Source organism: Streptomyces sp. NPDC102274 (assembly GCF_044766385.1).
GTDB lineage: Bacteria > Actinomycetota > Actinomycetes > Streptomycetales > Streptomycetaceae > Streptomyces.
Genome location: NZ_JBIWLW010000003.1, coordinates 401,742 through 421,313, shown reverse-complemented (window position 1 = coordinate 421,313; position 19,572 = coordinate 401,742). Strand labels below are relative to the sequence as shown.

Genomic DNA, 19,572 nt, shown 5'->3' with positions numbered 1-19,572 from the left:
CCCTCCTGACTTCCGCGCGTCGCTCAGTACTTCGGCCCGTTACGGGACCGCTGCACCCGCGTGGTGCGGCGGTCCTTCGCGTTCCAGCACGCCTGGTGCCAGTGCCTCCGGTCGTCGACACCGCCGTACTCGGGCCAGGCCACCACATGCGGCAGCGCGCCGGGGATCTCCTGGTCGCAGCCGGGGCAGCGGTAGCGCTTGCCCGCGGCGCTCGCCCCGGCGACATGGCGCACCGACCAGCTCTCGCCCTGCCAGAACTCCGACCGCTGGAAGCCGCCGTACCGGTCCCCCGCCTCGCCTGCTCGCTCGGTCGGGTTCTCGCCGCCTCGGGGGCGGTTGCGGCGCGGGGACACAGGACACCTCACGGGGCAGACAGCACGGTTCCACTCCAGCCTACGGCCCGCGACACGGGGTACACGTACCTCGCGGCATGAGTCCGCCATGCGCACGGAAGGCACTGACCGGACAATCGCAAGAATTTCCAGACCGGACCGTGCCCTTGGCACGTGTCAGACGTTGTTGCCCGTAGGGGAGTCGCGTCGGCCGCAAGGAGGCAGAAGGCGATGCGTGTTGGAGCTTTTGTACTGGCCGCCCAGTTCCCGGGCCAGGGACAGGGGGAGGCGCTGCACCGTGCGGTGCGCACCACCGAGCTGGTGGAGGAATCCGGTCTCGACTCGGTCTGGCTCGCCGAGCACCATTTCGTGCCGTACGGCGTCTGTCCGTCGGCCGTGACCCTGGCCGGGGTGCTGCTCGGCCGTACTCACCACATCCGGGTGGGAACGGCGGTCAGCGTGTTGCCGAACGTGCATCCGGTGGCGCTCGGCGAGCAGGCGGCGCTGCTGCATCTCGTCTCCGGCGGCCGGTTCACGCTCGGTGTGGGGCGCGGCGGCCCCTGGGTCGACCTGGAGGTCTTCGGCAACGGCCTGCGCGCCTACGAGGAGGACTTCCCGGAATCCCTCGCCCTGCTGCTGCGCTGGCTGCGCGAGCCGCGTGTGGGGGCATCGGGGGAACGTTTCCGCTTCCGCGAGGTCCCCGTCGTACCGCGCCCCGACGAGCTGATCGAACCGAGCACGGGCCCCGAGACGGTCATGGCCTGCACCTCGCCCAAGAGCGTCAGACTGGCCGCCGAGCACGGCCTGCCGATGCTCCTCGGCATGCACTGCGGCGACGAGGAGAAGGCGGAGATGGTCGCCCTGTGGCGTACGCACGCGCGCGCGGCGGGCCGTACCGCGGAAGAGATCGCCTACGCCGCGCATGTGTCGGCAGGGGTGGCGCAGATCGCCGACAGCCGCGCGGAGGCGAGCGAGACGCTCGTCAAGGCGATGCCCGGCTGGCTGCGCCAGGGCCTCGGCGCCCATGTCACGGTCGACGGCAGAATCCGGGCGATGCGGGACCCGGTGGAGTACACCGAACTGCTCCGCGACCTCCATCCGGTGGGCCCGCCCCGACTGGCCGCGGACCGGCTGGCGGCCACCTCGGAACGCACCGGCATCACCCGCTTCGCGCTGCTCATGGAGGGCTCGGGCGATCTGGCGACGACGGAGGAGAACGTACGGCGGCTGGGCGCGGACGTACTGCCCCAACTCGCCTGAGCGACGCTGCCGCTCCGACACCATGGCCGTCGGACACGGTGCGGAGCGGCAGCAAGAGGCGTCAGCAGTCCCGGAGTTCGGGTGACTGGTTGAGCAACTGACCCCTCACCGAGGTGAAGCGGATCAGCCGCTCGTCGACCGAGGAGTCCAGCGGGAACACCGCGACGCGGTGGCAGTTCTGGAATGCGAGACGCACCCCGAAGTGACGCTGCAGCGCACCGCGAATGGCATCACTCGCGAGCGCGCGCAACAGCTGACCACGTGCTTGCTCGTCCGGCGGGGGCGTCTGGTTGTCGGCGAACTGTCCACCGTCCACCTTCAGCTGTGCCACCAGAGAACTGATCATCTCCCATGCGTAAGGCAGGGAGGTCCGGACGCAGTCGACGAAAGCCGCTTCGTCGACCTCGCCTCGCTCGGCCTGATCCAACAGTGCCGGTGAGACGTCGAGCGACATGGGTTCTCCTCTCGCGACCCCGGGAGGCGGGGTCTTACGGGCAGGGAAGGAGGGGACGACGACGCAGCGTGCACGACCGGCGACCTCCTGCATCCACGTTAGGCGCGCTGTCCGGACCACACCAGCAGAATGGGAACACAACCGGCCAATAACGAAGAGGGCTTCCGGGGCGAATCGCGCGCGGCGCCGGCAGTCGAGTAGCGTTGCCGACCATGCGTCTCGTCATTGCCCGCTGCTCCGTCGACTACGCGGGCCGGCTCACCGCCCACCTGCCCTCCGCACCCCGTCTCATCCTGGTCAAGGCCGACGGCAGTGTGTCGATCCACGCCGATGACCGGGCGTACAAACCCCTCAACTGGATGTCACCGCCCTGCACGCTGAAGGAAGGCGCCGACGCGGACGCCGGCGTGTGGACCGTCGTGAACAAGGCGGGCGAGAAATTGATCATCACCATGGAGGAGGTCCTCCACGATTCCTCGCACGAACTGGGCGTCGATCCCGGCCTCATCAAAGACGGCGTAGAAGCACACCTTCAGGAGCTGCTCGCCGACCGAATCGAGACGCTCGGCGCGGGCTACACCCTGATCCGCCGCGAGTACCCGACGGCGATCGGCCCGGTGGACATCCTGTGCCGGGACGCGGACGGCGTGACGGTGGCGGTGGAGATCAAACGACGCGGTGAGATCGACGGCGTGGAACAGCTGACGCGCTACCTGGAGCTGCTGAACCGCGACCCTCATCTGGCGCCGGTGCGGGGGCTGTTCGCGGCGCAGGAGATCAAACCGCAGGCACGGGTACTGGCGACGGACCGGGGCATTGGGTGCGTGGTGCTGGACTACAACGGTCTGCGGGGCATCGAGGACGACAAGCTGCGCTTGTTCTGACGGTGCGCCGTTTCGCCTCCCGTCGGTTTCGCCATCCGGCGGGGGGCGTTGTCCGGGGTGCGGTGGGTGGTGCCGGAGCCCCCTCGCGCAGCACAGCATGCCGTCCCGGGCGCGAGGCCCGGAGCGGCACCCGGGAACACCCGCCCCCGGAAGCCGGCCCCCGGCCAAAGACGAAGGCACCCCGCACCGCCCCCGCCGGCTACGCCGGCCTACGCCTCCGTTGGTTCCGGCGAGGATTCCGACAGCGCCGGGTTCGGCCCGCTCACCGTCGTCTGGGGGGACGACGGTGGTGGCGGGCTGTCCGTGGGGTCTTCCGTCGGGTCCTCGCTCGGGGTCGGGGGCGGTGACGACGGCGGGGTCGACGGGCTGGTCGGCGGCTTGCTCGACGTGGTCGGGGGCTTCGACGTGGGCGTGGACGGGGTGTCCGGCTCCGATGGCGTGTCGCCGGGGGACGAGGCGCTGTCCGACGGTGTGCCCGACGGTGACGCCGAGTCGGACGGACTCGCGCTGTCCGAGGGGACGGCGCTTCCCGAGGTGCTCGGCGCGGGGAGTTGGGCGTCCGGGTTCGGGGGCACGTCGTCGGCGGGCTGGTCGGCCGGCAGGTCGCCTTCGCCGTCGTACGTGTCCGGGGACTGTCCCGTACCGCCCCTGTCCGTCGGGGTGTTGTCGCTGCCCGAGGTCGCGCCGAGCGTCACCACCGTGCCCAGGACGGCCGCGAGTACCGCGCCCGCTCCCGCCGCGACCAGGTTGCGGCGGGCGCCGAGCGCCGGGCGGCGGCGGTGGGGTACGGGCGCCGGGACGGTGCCGGGTCCGGGCGACGGGGGCTCGCGCCGGGTCACCAGCGTCATGCCCTCGTCCGAGGCCGAGGCCGGGACCGGGGCCGCGTCGGAGCCGAACCCGGGCCCCGAGCCCAACGGCGCCGCCTCGCCCATCCCCCGCGGCAACGCCGGCGGCGCGAGCGGCGCGGACGTGCCGGGCCGGCCCGTCTCGCGGTCGGTGACCAGCGCCAGCGCCCTGCGTCCCGCGACCGTGCCGATCTTGTCGGCGACGGCCCCGCGCATACCGATCGACGCCTCCAGCTCCGCGCGGGCCCGGTCCAGATTTCCGACGCAGAGCGCGAGGATGCCCAACTCGTGGTGGAAGTACGCCTCTTCCGCGACCTCTCCGGCGATCCTGGCGGCCTCGGAGCCGGACCGCAGGACACGTTCCCAGGCGCCCCAGTGGAGCCCCGCCAGGAAGGCGGGCGCCGCGCTGCGGGCCAGCAGGACGGCCGCGCTCGGGTGTCCCGACTCCTGTCCCGGGACCAGCGGACCCATCGCCGCGAGGATGGCGTCCGCCTCGGCGGCGACGCGTTCGGGGGTGACCGAGGGGTGCCCCGCCCACCAGGCGTAGTGCTGGGCCGCGGTGTGCGCGTGGGCCACGGCGTCGTCCGCGTACCCCTTCGCTTCCAACTGCGCGACGACGCCCGGGGCGAGCCGGTAGCGCGCGCCGACCGGGGTGAGGAGACCGCAGCTCATCAGTTCGCCGAGCGCGGCGTCCGCGTGGGTGTCGCCCACCAGGGCCGGCAGATGTGCCTGGTGCGGGACTTCACCGCCGAGCGCGACCGCGAAGCGCAGGGTGGCGCGGGCGGACTCGCTCAGCCGGGAGGCGAGCAGGACCGCGGGCGCGGCGCCCTCGCCGAGGGTGGGCAGCGGGATGTCGTAGCCGTCGGGGGTGCGGGCGGCGTGCGGCGGCGTGTCGTCGGAGATCCGCTCGAAAGGCCGGACAAAGGGCTCGAACTCGTCGGATGCCTCGGAGCTGCCGCGGAGTTGGTCGCGCTGCCGCAGCAGCGCGCCCGCCTGGACGAAGCGCACCGGCAGGCCCTCGGACTCGAACCAGAGGTCACCCGCCCAGTTCGCCTCCTCGTCGGTGAGGCCCCGTTCGACGACGCGCTCGAGCAGCTCCAGCGAGGAGCCACGGCCGAGACCGCCCAGGGCGACCTCCTCCAGGCCCGCGTCAGCGGAGGGCGGGTCGGTGTCGGGGGCCGCGGCCAGCAGATAGGCGCATTCGGGCGTCGCGGCGAGGAGTTCGTCCAGCGCCTCCCCGCCCAGCTCCAGATCGTCCAGGACGACGACCGCGCCGATGCCATGGACCCGTTCCAGCAGTCCCGCGCGGTCGGGGCGGCAGAGCGCGGAGTGGTGGACGGCCGCGTACAGCTCGTACAGCAGCTCGGTGGTGGTGCGTCGGTGGCCCGAGAGGCGTACGACCCCGTCGGGCGCGAGGTCCGCGCAGTCCGCGGCGCCGGCTTCGAGCAGTGCGGTACGTCCGGAGCCCGGGGCGCCGGTGAGGCGTACGGACCGGCCGCGCCCCAGCAGCCCCGCCAGCCGCTCCCGTTCGGCACCGCGCTCCAGCAGCGGAAGGGGTGGTGCGGCGGGTCCCGGCGGTACGGAGGGCCGGCCCGCGCGCTGGAGATCGGCGCGTTCGGCGGCGGTGCGCCGCACGGGGGCGTCGGGCTGTCTGCCGGGCGGGCAGAGCTCGATCTCGCTGCCGTCGACGGGGTTGACGGTCAGCAGGTACTCGCCGGAGATGAGCTGGACCGTGCGCGCGGGCGGTGGGGTGGTGACCGGCCCGGCGCCCTTGAGATGCGCCGGCGCCGGGGTGACATGGGCGGAGGTGACGTGGGAAGGGACGGCGGGCCCGGCCGCGGGCACGATCTCGGCGCGCGGCGGACGTGCCGAGTCCGCGCTCTCACCCGCGCGTTCGTCGTGGCCGTACTCTTCCGGTCCCCGGTCTATCGGGTCCATGGTGAAAAGCTCCCCAGATCGTGGCGTGCGATGCCCCCGGCCTCACACGCCCATCTGTCGCTTCTGGTGCCGGTGTCTGCGTCTACGGGTCAGTCAATCGGCAGACGGCCGAACCCTAGACCTCAGCAGGGTATCCGCGTCCAGCCGGGGTACCACGCCGTCCAAGACATCACGATCTCATGAGAATTGTGTGATGTGGGCGGTCAGACCCGAGGGAGCGATTCTGCGGCGATTCCACCCTCGATGGCGAGAATGCGGTGCAATCGGGTCGCCACCAGCAGTCGCTGCATCTGCGGCGGGACACCGCGCAGCACAAGCCTACGGCCGCACCGCCCCGCGCGTCGGTGGGCTCCCATGATGACGCCGAGTCCCGTGGCGTCCCAGGAGTCCAGTGCGGTCAGGTCGAGCACCAGATCGCCGACTCCGTCGTCGACCGCCGAGTGCAGGACCGTACGGGCGTCCGCCGCGCTGCGTACGTCGAGGCGGCCCCCGACGACCAGCTCGGCGTGGTCGCCCCTGATGTGCATATGCGCTCCCCGAGAGTACTTTCCGTGCTCCGTAGTCTGTTCCGTCTTCCAACAACTGACTGCCGCGCGGCCCAAGAAGTTGCCGTCTGTAAGCGAACCGATATCGAATTCACCCTGTGGGGTGATGAGCGGGTACCGGTGACACGGCTCAGTGCTTGTAGAACCCCTGCCCGCTCTTACGCCCGATGTCACCCGCGTCCACCATCCGGCGCATCAGCTCCGGCGGTGCGAACTTCTCGTCCTGCGACTCGGTGTAGATGTTGTCGGTCGCGTGCAGCAGGATGTCGACGCCCGTCAGGTCGGCGGTGGCGAGCGGGCCCATGGCGTGGCCGAACCCCAGCTTGCAGGCGGTGTCGATGTCCTCGACGGACGCGACGCCCGACTCGTAGAGCTTGGCGGCCTCGACGACGAGGGCGGAGATCAGCCGCGTGGTCACGAAGCCCGCCACATCGCGGTTGACGACGATGCAGGTCTTGTCCACCGATTCGGCGAACTGCCGTGCCCTGGCGAGGGTTTCGTCGCTCGTCTTGTAGCCGCGCACCAGCTCGCAGAGGCGCATCAGCGGCACCGGCGAGAAGAAGTGCGTACCGACGACGCGTTCCGGACGCTCGGTAACGGCCGCGATCTTGGTGATCGGGATCGCCGAGGTGTTGGAGGCGAGGACGGTGTCGTCCCCTACGAGCTTGTCGAGCGTACGGAAGATCTCGTGCTTGACATCGAGCTTCTCGAAGACGGCCTCGACGACGATGTCCGCGTCGGCGGCGGCGTCCAGGTCGGTGGTCGTGGTGATCCGGGCGAGCGCCGCGTCGGCGTCGGCCTCTTCGAGCTTGCCCTTGGCGACGAACTTGCCGTACGAGGCCCTGATCCCGTCGATGCCCCTGGCCAGCGCCGCGTCGGTGACATCCCGCAGGACGACGTCCCAGCCCGCCTGCGCCGAGACCTGCGCGATACCGGACCCCATGAGTCCGGCCCCGATGACGGCGAGCTTCCTTGCCACGACGCACCCCACGTTTCTTGTTCGGCTTCTGTTCAGCCTTAACACCCGTTTACATTGAGCTCTCTGCGGGAGGTTAGCGGTCGCGGACGGTCCAGTGACGGTGAAGAGATGCGCGTCACGTCTCACATGACGGACATCACACCGGCGGGGCCCATCAGGCGCCGCGCACCGCGTACTTGAGCACCTTCCCCCGCGGCAGCACCTTCCCCACGGCACGGCTTCCATGCCGTCCAGCGGAACGAGCGCTTCGCGCGACACCGGACCCGGCTCCCCGCCCTCCAGCATCCGCCGGACGATCCGCCCGGTCACGCTCACCTCCGGCGCTCACCTCCGTCACCGTCGGTACACGGACCTTCCGGAAAGCAGGCCCTACGCTGGTCGTATGGTCAATCTGACGCGTATCTACACCCGCACCGGCGACAAGGGCACGACGGCGCTCGGCGACATGAGCCGCACCGCCAAGACCGATCTGAGGATCGCCGCGTACGCCGACGCCAATGAGGCCAACGCGGTCATCGGTACGGCGATCGCCCTGGGACAGCTGTCCCCCGAGCTCGTGAAGGTCCTCGTCCGGGTCCAGAACGATCTGTTCGACGTGGGCGCGGATCTGTCCACACCCGTGGTGGAGAAGCCGGAGTTCCCGCCGCTGCGCGTCGAGCAGCCGTATATCGACAAGCTGGAGGCGGACTGCGACCGCTTCCTCGCGGAGCTGGAGAAGCTGCGCAGCTTCATCCTCCCCGGCGGCGCCCCGGGTGCGGCGCTGCTGCACCAGGCGTGCACGGTCGTACGGCGCGCCGAGCGCTCCACGTGGGCGGCGCTCGACGTGCACGGCGAGACCATGAACGCGCTGACGGCGACGTATCTGAACCGCCTCTCCGACCTCCTGTTCATTCTGGCCCGCGTGGCGAACAAGGCGGTCGGAGACGTGCTCTGGGTCCCCGGCGGGGAGCGCTGAGGTCAGCCCTTGCCGCCGGCGGACGGGTGGGTTTCCACGCGGGTGGGGCCCGCGTCCACGGGGGGCTTCTTCGGCCAGAGCGTGTACGTCAGGGCGATCACCCCGTGGATACCGGTGACACGCGCCGCGTTGAGCTGCCACGCGACCAGCGACTCCGTGCTGCCCGCGTCGCCCACGTACCAGATCGCGAGCTGGAGCAGGACGACCGCGACGGCGGCGGCCAGGACGGTACGGAGCCACAGCCGGCCCTCGTACCGGGCGCGGGCCGCGCCGTAGCGCGGTGGTTCGACCGGCGGGGGGCCGCCGGCGAAGCGATGGGCGACCCAGCCGTCGATCCGTTTGATCGTGTAGTGGCCGTAGCCGATGGTGAAGCCGATGTACATCGCGGCCAGACCGTGCTTCCAGTCCGGCTCCGCGCCGTTTCTGAGGTCGATGGTCGTGACCACCAGCAGCACGACCTCCAGCAGCGGTTCCAGCAGCAGGACCGCCCCGCCGAGCCGCGGCATCTTGGCCAGGTAGCGCAGGATGAGCCCGGCGGCCAGCAACACCCAGAAGCCGACCTCGCAGGCGACGATCAGTGTGACGATCACAGCGTCGCTCCTTTCTGTCGGTTCCAGCCTCCCATCCGTTCGACCACGGCACGTCGTCGTCAGTGACGAACCGCGACTGCATCCTTCGATGTACTCGGCGCTCGGCCCGTATGGGGAGGCCGGCGCCCGGCGTGCCGTGTTGGATGGGGGGATGATCGCTTCTCCCCGATCTGCCGCGTCTGTCCCCTCGCGCCGGCCCCGGTCCTCCCGCTCCCACCAGCCGCACCGCGTCGACGCGCTGATCGCCCTCGCCGGTCTGACGGGCGGCATCGCCCTGTGGGCCGTGGGGCTGCACACCCAGGGGGGCCGCCCGCTGCCCGGGGCCTGGGTGCTGCTGCCGATGACCGTCATGGCGGGGGTGGAGCTGCTGCGCAGGTCGTCGCCGCGGACCGCGCTGATCGTCGCCACACTCGCGCTGGTGGCCGATCAGTTCACCATGGGCAGTGTGGCGACGGTGGTGATGTTCACGGATGTGATGTACGCGGCCGTGCTCTACGGGACACCGGCCGCCGCCCGCCGGATCCCCTGGACCACCGGGCTGATCACGGTCGCGGTGACGATCGGCTTCGTCACCTGGCTGCGTACGCCCGAGGCGCTGCTGATCGGGGTGGTCACCGCGTTGGTCGGCTTCTTTCCGGCCAGTACCGGTGTTCTCGTACGCAACCACCGGGACGCCGCCGAGTCGGCCAGGCTGCGGGCCGAGCAGACGGCGCTGCTGGCCGAGATGGACCGTACCCAGGCGGTGGCCGCGGAGCGCGCGCGGATGGCCCGTGAGCTGCATGACATGGTCGCCAACCATCTCTCGGCGATCGCCATCCACTCGACGGCCGCGCTCTCGCTGGACGACGAGCGCACGACCCGGGACGCGCTCGGCGTCATCCGGGAGAACAGCGTCGAGGGGCTGGCCGAGATGCGCCGGCTGATCGGGCTGCTGCGGAAGAGCGACGACCCCGGCAGGGTGTCCGCCGCGCCGACGCTGCGGGCGCTGGACACGCTGCTGGAGCAGGCCCGTACGAACGGTGCCTCCAGCGGGCTGCGGTTCACCCTGGACGACCGGCGCGGCGAGGGCGTCGCGCTGCCCACGCCCATTGATCTGGCCGCGTACCGCATCATCCAGGAGTCGCTGACCAACGCCCTCAAGCACGCGGCCCCCGGCACGACCACCGTCGAGCTGGCAGGATCGGACCACGCCCTGACGGTACGGGTCCGCAGCCCGTTCGGTGACCGGCCGGGGCCGCGCGCGCCGGGGTCCGGCGCCGGTCTGATAGGGATGCGCGAGCGGGTCGAGCTGCTGGACGGAGAGTTCGAGGCGGGTCCCGTCACCGGCGCCGACGGGGGGAAGATCTGGCTGGTGAGGGCCGAACTGCCGGTCGTGGAAGGGCGGGAGAGAACATGACGGTCCGGGTGCTGGTCGCGGAGGACCAGTCGGCGGTACGGGCGGGGCTGGTGCTCATTCTGCGCAGCGCGCCGGACATCGACGTCGTCGGGGAGGCGTCGGACGGCGAGGAGGCGGTCGCGCTGGCCCGGGAGCTACGGCCCGATCTGGTGCTGATGGATGTGCAGATGCCACGGCTCGACGGGGTGTCGGCGACCGCGAAGGTGGTCGCGGAGCGGCTGGCCGATGTGCTGGTGCTGACCACCTTCGATCTGGACGAGTATGTCTTCGGGGCACTGCGGGCCGGAGCCTCGGGCTTTCTGCTGAAGAACGCGGAGGCCGGTGAACTGCTCGCGGCGGTACGGACGGTGGCGCGCGGCGAGGGACTGATCGCCCCGGCCGTCACCCGCCGGCTGATCGCCGAATTCGCGGCGCCGACACCCGTACGCCCCGCCGACGCTCCCGATCCGGCGGTCCTCAAAGTCCTCACGCGCCGCGAGCGCGAGGTGCTTTCGTGTCTCGGTGAGGGGCTGTCGAACGCCGAGATCGCGGGGCGCCTCACAATGGCGGAGGCGACCGTGAAAACCCATGTGAGCAGGCTGCTGGGCAAGTTGGAGCTGCGCAGCCGGGTGCAGGCCGCCGTCCTCGCCCAGGAGCTGGGAATCTGACCGGCCGCTCCTCACCTTTGGTCTGGACCTATTGACGAGTGGTCCAGACCTTCCTACTCTCACCGCACACACTGCGGTGAGCTGTCGCAGGGTGAGCAGTGCACGGACCACCCCGTTTTGTCCTGTACTCACCTGAGGAGCACGCTTGAACTCCCAACCCGCCCTCCACAGACCCAGATTCAGATCCAGAGCCGTCGCGGGTCTCACCGCGCTGCTGCTGCCTCTCGCCGCCCTCGTCGGGCTGGCCTCCCCCGCACAGGCCGCCACCTCGGCCACCGCCACGTACACCAAGGCCTCCGACTGGGGCACGGGCTTCGAGGGCAAGTGGACGGTGAAGAACACCGGCACCACCAGCCTCAGCTCCTGGACCGTCGAGTGGGACTTCCCCGCCGGTACGGCGGTCACCTCCGGCTGGGACGCCGACATCACCGGAGCGGCCAACCACTGGACCGCCAAGAACAAGACCTGGAACGGTACGCTCGCCCCCGGCGCGACCGTCACCTTCGGCTTCAACGGCACCGGCTCGGGCGCCCCGACCGGCTGCAAGCTCAACGGCGGCTCGTGCGACGGCGGCCCGAGCGTCCCGGGCGACAACGCGCCCTCGGCTCCCGGCACCCCGGCCGCCAGTGAGATCACCAACACCTCGGTGAAGCTGAGCTGGACCGCGGCCACCGACGACAAGGGCATCAAGAACTACGACGTCCTGCGGGACGGCGCGAAGGTCGCCACGGTCACCGGTACGACGTACACCAACACCGGTCTGACCGCGGGCACCGACTACTCGTACACCGTCCAGGCCCGTGACACGGCCGACCAGACGGGCCCGGTCAGCGGCGCCCGCGCGGTCCGCACCACCGGTGGCGACCCGGGCCCCGGCCCCGGTCCCGGCAGCAAGGTCAAGCTCGGCTACTTCACCGAGTGGGGCGTCTACGGCCGGAACTACCACGTCAAGAACCTGGACACCTCCGGTTCCGCGGCCAAGATCACCCATATCAACTACGCCTTCGGCAATGTCACCGGCGGCAAGTGCACCATCGGTGACTCCTACGCCGACTACGAGAAGGCGTACACCGCCGACCAGTCCGTCGACGGCGTCGCCGACACCTGGGACCAGCCGCTGCGCGGCAGCTTCAACCAGCTGCGCAAGCTCAAGGCCAAGTACCCGCACATCAAGGTCCTCTGGTCGTTCGGCGGCTGGACCTGGTCCGGCGGCTTCGGCCAGGCCATGCAGAACCCGGCCGCCTTCGCCCAGTCCTGCTACGACCTGGTGGAGGACCCGCGCTGGGCCGATGTCTTCGACGGCATCGACCTGGACTGGGAGTACCCCAACGCCTGTGGTCTGACCTGTGACACCAGCGGCCCCGCGTCGTTCAAGAACATGATGCAGGCCATGCGCGCCAAGTTCGGCGCCAACAACCTGGTCACGGCGGCCACCACGGCGGACGCCTCGGCCGGCGGCAAGATCGACAAGGTCGACTACGCGGGCGCGGCCCCGTACATGGACTGGTTCAACGTCATGACGTACGACTTCTTCGGCGCCTTCGCCGCGCAGGGCCCGACGGCTCCGCACTCCCCGCTCACCTCGTACCCGGGCATCCCGCAGGCGGGCTTCAACTCCGCCGAGGCGATAGCCAAGTTCAAGGCGCAGGGCGTGCCGGCCAACAAGCTGCTGCTCGGTATCGGCTTCTACGGGCGCGGCTGGACCGGCGTGACCCAGGCGACCCCGGGCGGCACCGCGACCGGCGCCGCTCCCGGTACGTACGAGCCCGGCATCGAGGACTACAAGGTCCTCAAGAACACCTGCCCGCCCACCGGCACCATCGCGGGCACCTCGTACGCCAAGTGCGGCAGCAACTGGTGGAGTTACGACACCCCGGCCACCATCACGTCCAAGATGGCCTGGGCGAACCAGCAGAGCCTGGGAGGCGCCTTCTTCTGGGACTTCACGGGTGACACCGCCAACGGCGAGCTGGTGACCGCGATCAACAACGGTCTCGGATAGCCACAACAGCACAGGTGAAGGGGGCGGCGCCCGAGCGCCGCCCCCTTCATCATGTCCGCTGAGGTCATCATGTCCGCTGAGGTCCCGACAGGAAGCCGGCGCTCAGGCCACATTCACCCGCTGTCCCGGCGGAGCCGCCTCCAGCCAGGCGAGAAAACCGGTGAGGGCGTCGTCACTCATGGCCAGCTCCAGCCGGACATCGCGGTGCGCGCAGCCCAGGATGACCGCGTCGGAGAGCAGCGCGAGCTCCTCCTCGCCCTCGGGCGCACGGCGCGACAGCACCTCGATGGCGGAGCGCTCCAGCGTACGGCGCGGGCGCGGGGCGTAGGAGAAGACCCGAAACCAGTTGATGCGGTCGCCGTTGTAGCGGGCCACGCCATACACCCAGCCCTTGCCGGAGCGATCGGGCTCCGCCGGCACGTTCCAGCGCAGACTGCAGTCGAACGTCCCGCCGGAGCGCTGGATCAGCCGCCGGCGCAGACCGAAGACGAAGAGCCCCACCGCAACCAGTACGACGACCAGTCCGCAAATGAGCAGAGCGAGGACCATCAAACACCGACCTCCTCGCCTCATTCAGTACCGGAACAGGAACCGCACCCGCATCGCCTCAGCCGCGACCCGGTCCGGAGGGATCCGGAACGAGCCGCGGCTGAGGATAAATCCGTGGTGACAGCGCTTATCGCACCGCCACCGCACGCAGTCGGACGTCGGCGCGCCGTTCGGCGGCGTCGTCGTCACCCGACTTCGCGCGTTCCAGCGCACGCTCGGCGCGCTGGGTATCGATCTCATCCGCCAGTTCGGCGATCTCCGCCAGCAGCGAAAGCTTGTTGTCGGCGAAGGAGAGGAAACCGCCGTGCACAGCGGCCACGACCGTTTCGCCCTCACTCGTACGAATGGTCACCGGGCCCGACTCCAGCACACCGAGCAGCGGCTGGTGACCGGGCATGACGCCGATGTCGCCGGACGTGGTGCGCGCGACGACCAGGGTGGCCTCGCCGGACCAGATACTGCGGTCAGCGGCGACCAGCTCGACATGCAGCTCAGCAGCCAAGGGTGGCTCCTCGGGTCACCACCCGGCCGTATCGCCGGGTGTTGGCTTCAATTCTATGGGGTGTCGATAAGAGCGTCGGAGGGGGGCGGGAGGTACCCGCCCCCCTCCGTGCGCCGACGGGTCAGGAGACGCCGAGTTCCTTGGCCTTGGCCTTCAGGTCCTCGATGCCACCGCACATGAAGAACGCCTGCTCGGGGAAGTGGTCGTACTCCCCGTCACAGATCGAGTTGAACGCGGCGATCGACTCGTCGAGCGGCACGTCCGAACCGTCCAGGCCGGTGAACTGCTTGGCGGCGTGGGTGTTCTGCGACAGGAAGCGCTCGACGCGACGGGCCCGGTGGACAACGAGCTTGTCCTCCTCGCCCAGCTCGTCGATACCGAGGATCGCGATGATGTCCTGGAGATCCTTGTACTTCTGCAGGATTCCCTTGACGCGGCTGGCCGCGTCGTAGTGGGCCTGCGAGATGTAGCGCGGGTCCAGGATGCGGGACGTCGAGTCCAGCGGGTCCACCGCCGGGTAGATGCCCTTCTCCGAGATCGGACGCGACAGCACGGTCGTCGCGTCGAGGTGCGCGAAGGTCGTGGCCGGCGCCGGGTCGGTCAGGTCGTCCGCGGGGACGTAGATCGCCTGCATCGAGGTGATCGAGTGACCGCGCGTCGAGGTGATGCGCTCCTGGAGCACACCCATCTCGTCCGCCAGGGTCGGCTGGTAACCCACCGCGGACGGCATACGGCCGAGCAGCGTGGAAACCTCGGAACCGGCCTGGGTGAAGCGGAAGATGTTGTCGATGAAGAGCAGCACGTCCTGCTTCTGCACATCGCGGAAGTACTCCGCCATGGTCAGCGCGGAGAGCGCCACACGCAGACGCGTGCCCGGCGGCTCGTCCATCTGGCCGAAGACCAGCGCGGTCTTGTCCAGCACGCCGGACTCGGTCATCTCGTCGATGAGGTCGTTGCCCTCACGGGTGCGCTCACCGACACCGGCGAACACGGAAACACCGTCGTGCAGCTTGGCCACACGCATGATCATTTCCTGGATGAGGACGGTCTTGCCGACGCCCGCACCACCGAACAGACCGATCTTGCCGCCCTTGACGTACGGGGTCAGCAGGTCGACGACCTTCAGGCCGGTCTCGAACATCTCGGTCTTGGACTCGAGCTGGTCGAAGGCCGGGGCCTTGCGGTGGATCGGCCAGCGCTCCGTGATCTGGGACTCGGCCTCGGGCTCGTTCAGGATCTGACCGAGGGTGTTGAACACCTTGCCCTTGGTCACATCGCCGACCGGCACGGTGATGCCATTGCCCGTGTCGGTCACCGAGGCCTGGCGGACCAGACCGTCGGTGGGCTGCATCGAGACCGCGCGGACCACGCCGTCGCCCAGGTGCTGGGCGACTTCGAGGGTCAGCGTCTTGAGCTTGCCCGCCTCGGCCGGGTCGGCGACCTCGACGTGCAGCGCGTTGTAGATGTCCGGCATCGCGTCGACGGGGAACTCCACGTCGACGACCGGGCCGATGACCCGGGCAACGCGGCCTGTGGCCGTGCTTCCCGGGGTGGCCGCCTCAACAGTGGTCGTCATGATTATTCACTCCCCGCGGTCGCGTCGGCCAGGGCGCTCGCGCCACCGACGATCTCGCTGATTTCCTGGGTGATTTCGGCCTGGCGGGCCGCGTTGGCAAGCCGGGAGAGGCTCTTGATGAGGTCCCCGGCGTTGTCGGTCGCCGACTTCATCGCGCGGCGGGTGGCAGCGTGCTTGGAAGCGGCGGCCTGGAGCAGCGCGTTGTAGATACGGCTCTCGACGTAGCGCGGCAGCAGGGCGTCGAGGACGTCCTCCGCCGACGGCTCGAAGTCGAAGAGCGGAAGGATCTCGCCCTTCGTACCCGACTCCTCGGCCGCCTTGTCCAGGCTGAGCGGCAGCAGCCGGTGCTGCACCGGCGTCTGCGTCAGCATCGACACGAACTCGGTGAAGACGATGTGGAGCTCGTCCACGCCGCCCTCGGCCGTGTCCTGCTGGACGGCCGCGATCAGCGGCGCCGCGACCTGCTTGGCGTCCGCGTACGTCGGGCTGTCGGTGAAGCCGCTCCACGAGTCCGTGACCTTGCGCTCACGGAAGCTGTAGTAGGCGACACCCTTGCGGCCGACGATGTACGTGTCGACCTCCTTGCCCTCACCGCGGAGCCGCTCGGTGAGCCGCTCCGCCGCCTTGATGGCGTTCGAGGAGTAGCCGCCGGCCAGACCGCGGTCGCTCGTGACGAGCAGGACCGCGGCGCGGGTCGGCGTCTCCGCCTCGGTGGTCAGGGGGTGCTTGGTCGTCGACCCCGTCGCCACCGCGGTGACCGCGCGGGTCAGCTCGGTCGCGTACGGAGTGGAGGCCGCCACCTGGCGCTGCGCCTTGACGATGCGCGAGGCGGCGATCATCTCCATCGCCTTGGTGATCTTCTTGGTCGCGGTGACGGATTTGATGCGACGCTTGTAGACCCGGAGCTGGGCTCCCATGAGTCAGGTCCCTTCCGTCGTCACTTGGAGACGTTGACGGCCGGCGCGTCGTCGCCGAGGAGCTTGCCGTCCGAGGTCTCGAACTGCCGCTTGAAGGCGGTGATGGCGTCCCCGATCGACTGGATGGTGTCGTCGGACATCTTGGCGCCCTCGGCGATGCTGGTCAGCAGGTCCTTGCGCTCACGGCGCAGGTACTCCAGCAGCTCGCTCTCGAAGCGGCGGATGTCGGCGACCGGTACCTCGTCCATCTGGCCGTTGGTGCCGGCCCAGATGGAGACGACCTGCTCCTCCACCGGGAACGGCGCGTACTGCGGCTGCTTCAGCAGCTCGACCATGCGCTTACCGCGCTCCAGGGACGCCTTGGACGCCGCGTCCAGGTCGGAACCGAAGGACGCGAACGCCTCCAGCTCGCGGTACTGGGCGAGGTCCACACGCAGTCGGCCGGAGACCTGCCGCATGGCCCGGTGCTGGGCGGAGCCACCGACTCGGGAGACCGAGATACCGACGTTCAGCGCGGGCCGCTGGCCGGCGTTGAACAGGTCGGACTCCAGGAAGCACTGTCCGTCGGTGATGGAGATGACGTTGGTCGGAATGAACGCCGACACGTCGTTGGCCTTCGTCTCGACGATCGGGAGACCCGTCATCGAACCGGCGCCCATGTCGTCGGAGAGCTTGGCGCAGCGCTCCAGCAGACGCGAGTGCAGGTAGAAGACGTCGCCCGGGTAGGCCTCACGGCCCGGCGGACGGCGCAGCAGCAGGGACACGGCGCGGTAGGCGTCGGCCTGCTTCGAGAGGTCGTCGAAGATGATCAGGACGTGCTTGCCCTCGTACATCCAGTGCTGGCCGATGGCCGAACCGGTGTACGGCGCCAGGTACTTGAAGCCGGCCGGGTCGGACGCGGGGGCGGCGACGATCGTCGTGTACTCGAGCGCGCCCGCCTCCTCCAGCGCACCGCGGACACCCGCGATGGTGGAGCCTTTCTGGCCGATGGCGACGTAGATGCAGCGGACCTGCCTGTTGGTGTCGCCCGAGCGCCAGTTGTCGCGCTGGTTGATGATCGTGTCGACGGCCAGAGCGGTCTTGCCGGTCTGCCGGTCGCCGATGATCAGCTGACGCTGGCCACGGCCGATCGGCACCATGGCGTCGACAGCCTTGTAGCCGGTCTGCATCGGCTCGTGGACCGACTTACGGACCATGACGCCCGGGGCCTGCAGCTCCAGCGCGCGGCGGCCTTCGGTCTCGATCTCGCCGAGGCCGTCGATCGGGTTGCCGAGCGGGTCGACCACGCGACCCAGGTAGCCCTCGCCGACAGCGACGGAGAGGACCTCGCCGGTACGGGTGACCGACTGACCCTCCTCGATACCGCTGAACTCGCCGAGGACGATCGAACCGATCTCGCGCTCCTCGAGGTTGAGGGCGAGGCCGAGGGTGCCGTCCTCGAACTTCAGCAGCTCGTTCGCCATGGCCGAGGGCAGACCCTCGACCTTGGCGATGCCGTCGCCGGCCACGCTGACCGTACCGACCTCCTCGCGCGAGGCCGCGTCCGGCTTGTACGACTGGACAAAGTTCTCCAGCGCGTCCCGGATCTCCTCCGGCCGGATCGTGAGCTCCGCCATCTGGGTTCCCTGCTCTCCTTGTTGGGCCCGAAGTTTCTTTGGGGGTCTGCGGGTCTGGGGGCGACCCCCAGGAATCTTCTGCAGTTTCTGCACGGCCCAACCGGGCCGCTGGTGTTGCTCTGTTCTGTTGCCTGCGTATGCCTGTGTCTGCTGTGCCCGCGTCCGCGGACGGCTCCGCCGCTCGTCGTCAGCCCGCGAGCCGCCGTTCCGCCTCTTCGAGACGGTCCGCGACGGTGCCGTTGATGATCTCGTCACCGACCCGCACCGAGATCCCGCCGAGGACCTCGGGGTCCACGTCCAGGTTCAGATGCATCGGGTGGCCATACAGCCTGGCCAGAGCCGCGCCGAGACGCTGCTTCTGTCCGTCGCTGAGCGGCACGGCCGAGGTGACGACGGCGACCATCCGGTCCCGGCGCGCCGCGGCGAGCCGGGACAGGGTCTGAAGACCCGCCTCAAGGCTACGTCCCCGGGGCCGGGTCACGAGACGGACAACCAGACGCTCGGTGGCCGGATTGGCCCGCCCGCCCAGCAGACCGCCCAGGAGCCCGGTCTTGGCGGTGGTCGTCGCCGACCTGTCGGTCAGCGCGGCCCGCAGGGCGGGACTGGACTCGACGATCCGGCCGAACCGGAACAGCTCGTCCTCCACGTCGTCCAGCGAACCGGCCTGCTGCGCGGCGGTGAGCTCGGCGGTCGCCGAGAGCTCCTCCACCGAGTCGACCAGGTCACGCGGCTGCGACCAGCGGGAGCGGACCATGCCGGAGACCAGATCGGCGGCCGGACCGCCCACCTGGCCGCTCAGCAGCCGTCCGGCCAGCTCGGCCTTGGCCTCGCCGCCCTGCGCCGGGTCGGTCAGGACCCGACGCAGCGAGACCTCACGGTCGAGCAGCGCGGTCACGGCGGCCAGGTCGTCGGCGAGCTTCGCCGCGTCGACCGACGTGCTGTCGGTCAGCGCGTCGAGACGCTCACGCGCGGCGGCCAGCGCCTCGCGGCTCGCTCCGTTCATCGCGTGGCCTCGGCCTTCGAAGCGCCGTCCTCGAGCTCATCGAGGAAGCGGTCGATGGTGCGGCTCTGCCTGGCGTGGTCCTCGAGCGACTCACCGACCAGCTTGCCGGCCAGTTCGGTGGCGAGCTTGCCCACGTCCTGACGCAGCGCGCTGGCCGCGGCCTTGCGGTCGGCCTCGATCTGGGCGTGACCGGCGGCGACGATCTCCTCACGCTGCCGCTGGCCTTCCGCCCTCATCTCCTGGATGATCGCGGTGCCCTGCTCGGTCGCCTCCTGGCGGAGCCTGGCGGCCTCGTGCCGGGCCTCGGCGAGCTGCGCCTTGTACTGCTCAAGGACGCTCTCCGCCTCGGTCTTGGCGGCGTCGGCCTTCTCGATACCGCCCTCGATGGCCTCGCGACGCTCTTCCAGAACCTTGTTGATGTTCGGAAGGAGCTTCTTGGCAAGGAAGCCGAAGACGATGACGAAAGCGATCAGGCCGATGACAAGCTCGGGAATCGGCGGAATCAGCGGGTTTTGCGCCTCTTCCGCCGCGAGCTGAACCAGGGGGTTCACATCAGTGCCTTTCGTCTAGGTAAAGCTGGCT

At 69.9% G+C, this 19,572-nt stretch carries 19 protein-coding genes; 6 read left to right on the top strand and 13 right to left on the bottom strand.

From position 1 onward, the window contains the following. Nucleotides 1–23: 23 nt before the first annotated feature. On the bottom strand, nt 24–353 hold the full coding sequence (locus tag ACIRQP_RS06460; protein WP_403884320.1) for an ATP/GTP-binding protein: 330 nt from the start codon (nt 351–353) through the stop codon (nt 24–26). Nucleotides 354–563: 210 nt separating this feature from the next. On the opposite strand from ACIRQP_RS06460, the gene ACIRQP_RS06455 reads away from it, so the two are divergent. Beyond that, nucleotides 564–1,592: an LLM class flavin-dependent oxidoreductase gene (locus tag ACIRQP_RS06455; protein ID WP_403884317.1), complete on the top strand. Its 1,029-nt coding sequence runs from the start codon at nt 564–566 to the stop codon at nt 1,590–1,592. 61 nt (nt 1,593–1,653) lie between these two features. Here the strand turns inward: ACIRQP_RS06455 and ACIRQP_RS06450 are convergent, their stop codons facing one another. Further along, a complete protein-coding gene (locus tag ACIRQP_RS06450; RefSeq protein WP_403884314.1) occupies nt 1,654–2,046 on the bottom strand; it encodes an SCO5389 family protein in 393 nt (130 codons plus the stop codon). 212 nt (nt 2,047–2,258) lie between these two features. Here ACIRQP_RS06450 and nucS point away from each other — a divergent pair, with 212 nt between their 5' ends. Further along, nucleotides 2,259–2,930, top strand: coding sequence for an endonuclease NucS (gene nucS / locus ACIRQP_RS06445; protein ID WP_403884311.1), 672 nt, complete (start codon nt 2,259–2,261; stop codon nt 2,928–2,930). Nucleotides 2,931–3,139: 209 nt separating this feature from the next. Here nucS and ACIRQP_RS06440 read toward each other — a convergent pair whose 3' ends face one another. From ACIRQP_RS06440 to ACIRQP_RS06430, 3 genes are all read right to left on the bottom strand, one after another. Beyond that, nucleotides 3,140–5,713 carry an ATP-binding protein gene (locus ACIRQP_RS06440; RefSeq protein WP_403884308.1) on the bottom strand — a complete coding sequence of 858 codons (2,574 nt, stop codon included), beginning with the start codon at nt 5,711–5,713 and terminating at the stop codon, nt 3,140–3,142. A gap of 203 nt (nt 5,714–5,916) precedes the next feature. Beyond that, on the bottom strand, nt 5,917–6,240 hold the full coding sequence (locus ACIRQP_RS06435) for an STAS domain-containing protein (protein WP_030351976.1): 324 nt from the start codon (nt 6,238–6,240) through the stop codon (nt 5,917–5,919). A 148-nt stretch (nt 6,241–6,388) separates the two neighbouring features. Beyond that, nucleotides 6,389–7,237 carry a 3-hydroxyacyl-CoA dehydrogenase family protein gene (locus tag ACIRQP_RS06430; RefSeq protein WP_403884305.1) on the bottom strand — a complete coding sequence of 283 codons (849 nt, stop codon included), beginning with the start codon at nt 7,235–7,237 and terminating at the stop codon, nt 6,389–6,391. 382 nt (nt 7,238–7,619) lie between these two features. On the opposite strand from ACIRQP_RS06430, the gene ACIRQP_RS06425 reads away from it, so the two are divergent. Next, on the top strand, nt 7,620–8,192 hold the full coding sequence (locus ACIRQP_RS06425) for a cob(I)yrinic acid a,c-diamide adenosyltransferase (protein WP_403884302.1): 573 nt from the start codon (nt 7,620–7,622) through the stop codon (nt 8,190–8,192). Nucleotides 8,193–8,194: 2 nt separating this feature from the next. Here ACIRQP_RS06425 and ACIRQP_RS06420 read toward each other — a convergent pair whose 3' ends face one another. Further along, nucleotides 8,195–8,782, bottom strand: a complete 588-nt coding sequence (locus ACIRQP_RS06420) for a hypothetical protein (protein ID WP_403884299.1) — start codon at nt 8,780–8,782, stop codon at nt 8,195–8,197. 151 nt (nt 8,783–8,933) lie between these two features. Between ACIRQP_RS06420 and ACIRQP_RS06415 the strand changes: the two genes are divergently transcribed. The 3 genes from ACIRQP_RS06415 to ACIRQP_RS06405 all read left to right on the top strand — a co-directional run bounded on the left by ACIRQP_RS06415 (nt 8,934) and on the right by ACIRQP_RS06405 (nt 12,827). Continuing rightward, the gene (locus tag ACIRQP_RS06415) at nt 8,934–10,178 is read left to right on the top strand and encodes a sensor histidine kinase (RefSeq protein WP_403884296.1); all 1,245 of its coding nucleotides are present in this window, start codon (nt 8,934–8,936) and stop codon (nt 10,176–10,178) included. After that, nucleotides 10,175–10,825 carry a response regulator gene (locus tag ACIRQP_RS06410; protein WP_403884293.1) on the top strand — a complete coding sequence of 217 codons (651 nt, stop codon included), beginning with the start codon at nt 10,175–10,177 and terminating at the stop codon, nt 10,823–10,825. The genes ACIRQP_RS06415 and ACIRQP_RS06410 overlap by 4 nt, the downstream gene beginning before the upstream one ends. A gap of 145 nt (nt 10,826–10,970) precedes the next feature. Beyond that, nucleotides 10,971–12,827, top strand: coding sequence for a glycosyl hydrolase family 18 protein (locus tag ACIRQP_RS06405; protein WP_403884291.1), 1,857 nt, complete (start codon nt 10,971–10,973; stop codon nt 12,825–12,827). Nucleotides 12,828–12,929: 102 nt separating this feature from the next. On the opposite strand, the gene ACIRQP_RS06400 is transcribed toward ACIRQP_RS06405, so the two are convergent. The 7 genes from ACIRQP_RS06400 to ACIRQP_RS06370 form a co-directional block, all read right to left on the bottom strand. Further along, a complete protein-coding gene (locus ACIRQP_RS06400; protein ID WP_403884400.1) occupies nt 12,930–13,376 on the bottom strand; it encodes a DUF2550 domain-containing protein in 447 nt (148 codons plus the stop codon). A gap of 127 nt (nt 13,377–13,503) precedes the next feature. Beyond that, complete coding sequence (locus ACIRQP_RS06395) at nt 13,504–13,878, bottom strand: F0F1 ATP synthase subunit epsilon (RefSeq protein ID WP_249953486.1); 375 nt, start codon at nt 13,876–13,878, stop codon at nt 13,504–13,506. A gap of 121 nt (nt 13,879–13,999) precedes the next feature. Further along, entirely contained in the window at nt 14,000–15,454 is a 1,455-nt protein-coding gene (gene atpD, locus ACIRQP_RS06390) for a F0F1 ATP synthase subunit beta (protein WP_403884288.1), read from the bottom strand. A 2-nt stretch (nt 15,455–15,456) separates the two neighbouring features. Continuing rightward, nucleotides 15,457–16,371, bottom strand: coding sequence for a F0F1 ATP synthase subunit gamma (locus tag ACIRQP_RS06385; protein WP_403884285.1), 915 nt, complete (start codon nt 16,369–16,371; stop codon nt 15,457–15,459). A 20-nt stretch (nt 16,372–16,391) separates the two neighbouring features. Beyond that, on the bottom strand, nt 16,392–17,987 hold the full coding sequence (gene atpA / locus ACIRQP_RS06380; protein WP_403884282.1) for a F0F1 ATP synthase subunit alpha: 1,596 nt from the start codon (nt 17,985–17,987) through the stop codon (nt 16,392–16,394). A 187-nt stretch (nt 17,988–18,174) separates the two neighbouring features. Further along, nucleotides 18,175–18,990, bottom strand: a complete 816-nt coding sequence (locus ACIRQP_RS06375) for a F0F1 ATP synthase subunit delta (protein ID WP_403884279.1) — start codon at nt 18,988–18,990, stop codon at nt 18,175–18,177. Further along, the gene (locus tag ACIRQP_RS06370) at nt 18,987–19,541 is read right to left on the bottom strand and encodes a F0F1 ATP synthase subunit B (protein WP_403884276.1); all 555 of its coding nucleotides are present in this window, start codon (nt 19,539–19,541) and stop codon (nt 18,987–18,989) included. The genes ACIRQP_RS06375 and ACIRQP_RS06370 overlap by 4 nt, the downstream gene beginning before the upstream one ends. Nucleotides 19,542–19,572 lie beyond the last annotated feature (31 nt).

Excerpts from the sequence above, each read along its gene's own strand:
- ACIRQP_RS06455 (WP_403884317.1), top strand. The coding sequence starts at position 564 with ATGCGTGTTGGAGCTTTTGTACTGGCCGCCCAGTTCCCGGGCCAGGGA.
- ACIRQP_RS06450 (WP_403884314.1), bottom strand. The coding sequence starts at position 2,046 with ATGTCGCTCGACGTCTCACCGGCACTGTTGGATCAGGCCGAGCGAGGC.
- nucS (WP_403884311.1), top strand. The coding sequence starts at position 2,259 with ATGCGTCTCGTCATTGCCCGCTGCTCCGTCGACTACGCGGGCCGGCTC.
- ACIRQP_RS06440 (WP_403884308.1), bottom strand. The coding sequence starts at position 5,713 with ATGGACCCGATAGACCGGGGACCGGAAGAGTACGGCCACGACGAACGC.
- ACIRQP_RS06435 (WP_030351976.1), bottom strand. The coding sequence starts at position 6,240 with ATGCACATCAGGGGCGACCACGCCGAGCTGGTCGTCGGGGGCCGCCTC.
- ACIRQP_RS06425 (WP_403884302.1), top strand. The coding sequence starts at position 7,620 with ATGGTCAATCTGACGCGTATCTACACCCGCACCGGCGACAAGGGCACG.
- ACIRQP_RS06415 (WP_403884296.1), top strand. The coding sequence starts at position 8,934 with ATGATCGCTTCTCCCCGATCTGCCGCGTCTGTCCCCTCGCGCCGGCCC.
- ACIRQP_RS06410 (WP_403884293.1), top strand. The coding sequence starts at position 10,175 with ATGACGGTCCGGGTGCTGGTCGCGGAGGACCAGTCGGCGGTACGGGCG.
- ACIRQP_RS06400 (WP_403884400.1), bottom strand. The coding sequence starts at position 13,376 with ATGGTCCTCGCTCTGCTCATTTGCGGACTGGTCGTCGTACTGGTTGCG.
- atpD (WP_403884288.1), bottom strand. The coding sequence starts at position 15,454 with ATGACGACCACTGTTGAGGCGGCCACCCCGGGAAGCACGGCCACAGGC.
- ACIRQP_RS06385 (WP_403884285.1), bottom strand. The coding sequence starts at position 16,371 with ATGGGAGCCCAGCTCCGGGTCTACAAGCGTCGCATCAAATCCGTCACC.
- atpA (WP_403884282.1), bottom strand. The coding sequence starts at position 17,987 with ATGGCGGAGCTCACGATCCGGCCGGAGGAGATCCGGGACGCGCTGGAG.
- ACIRQP_RS06375 (WP_403884279.1), bottom strand. The coding sequence starts at position 18,990 with ATGAACGGAGCGAGCCGCGAGGCGCTGGCCGCCGCGCGTGAGCGTCTC.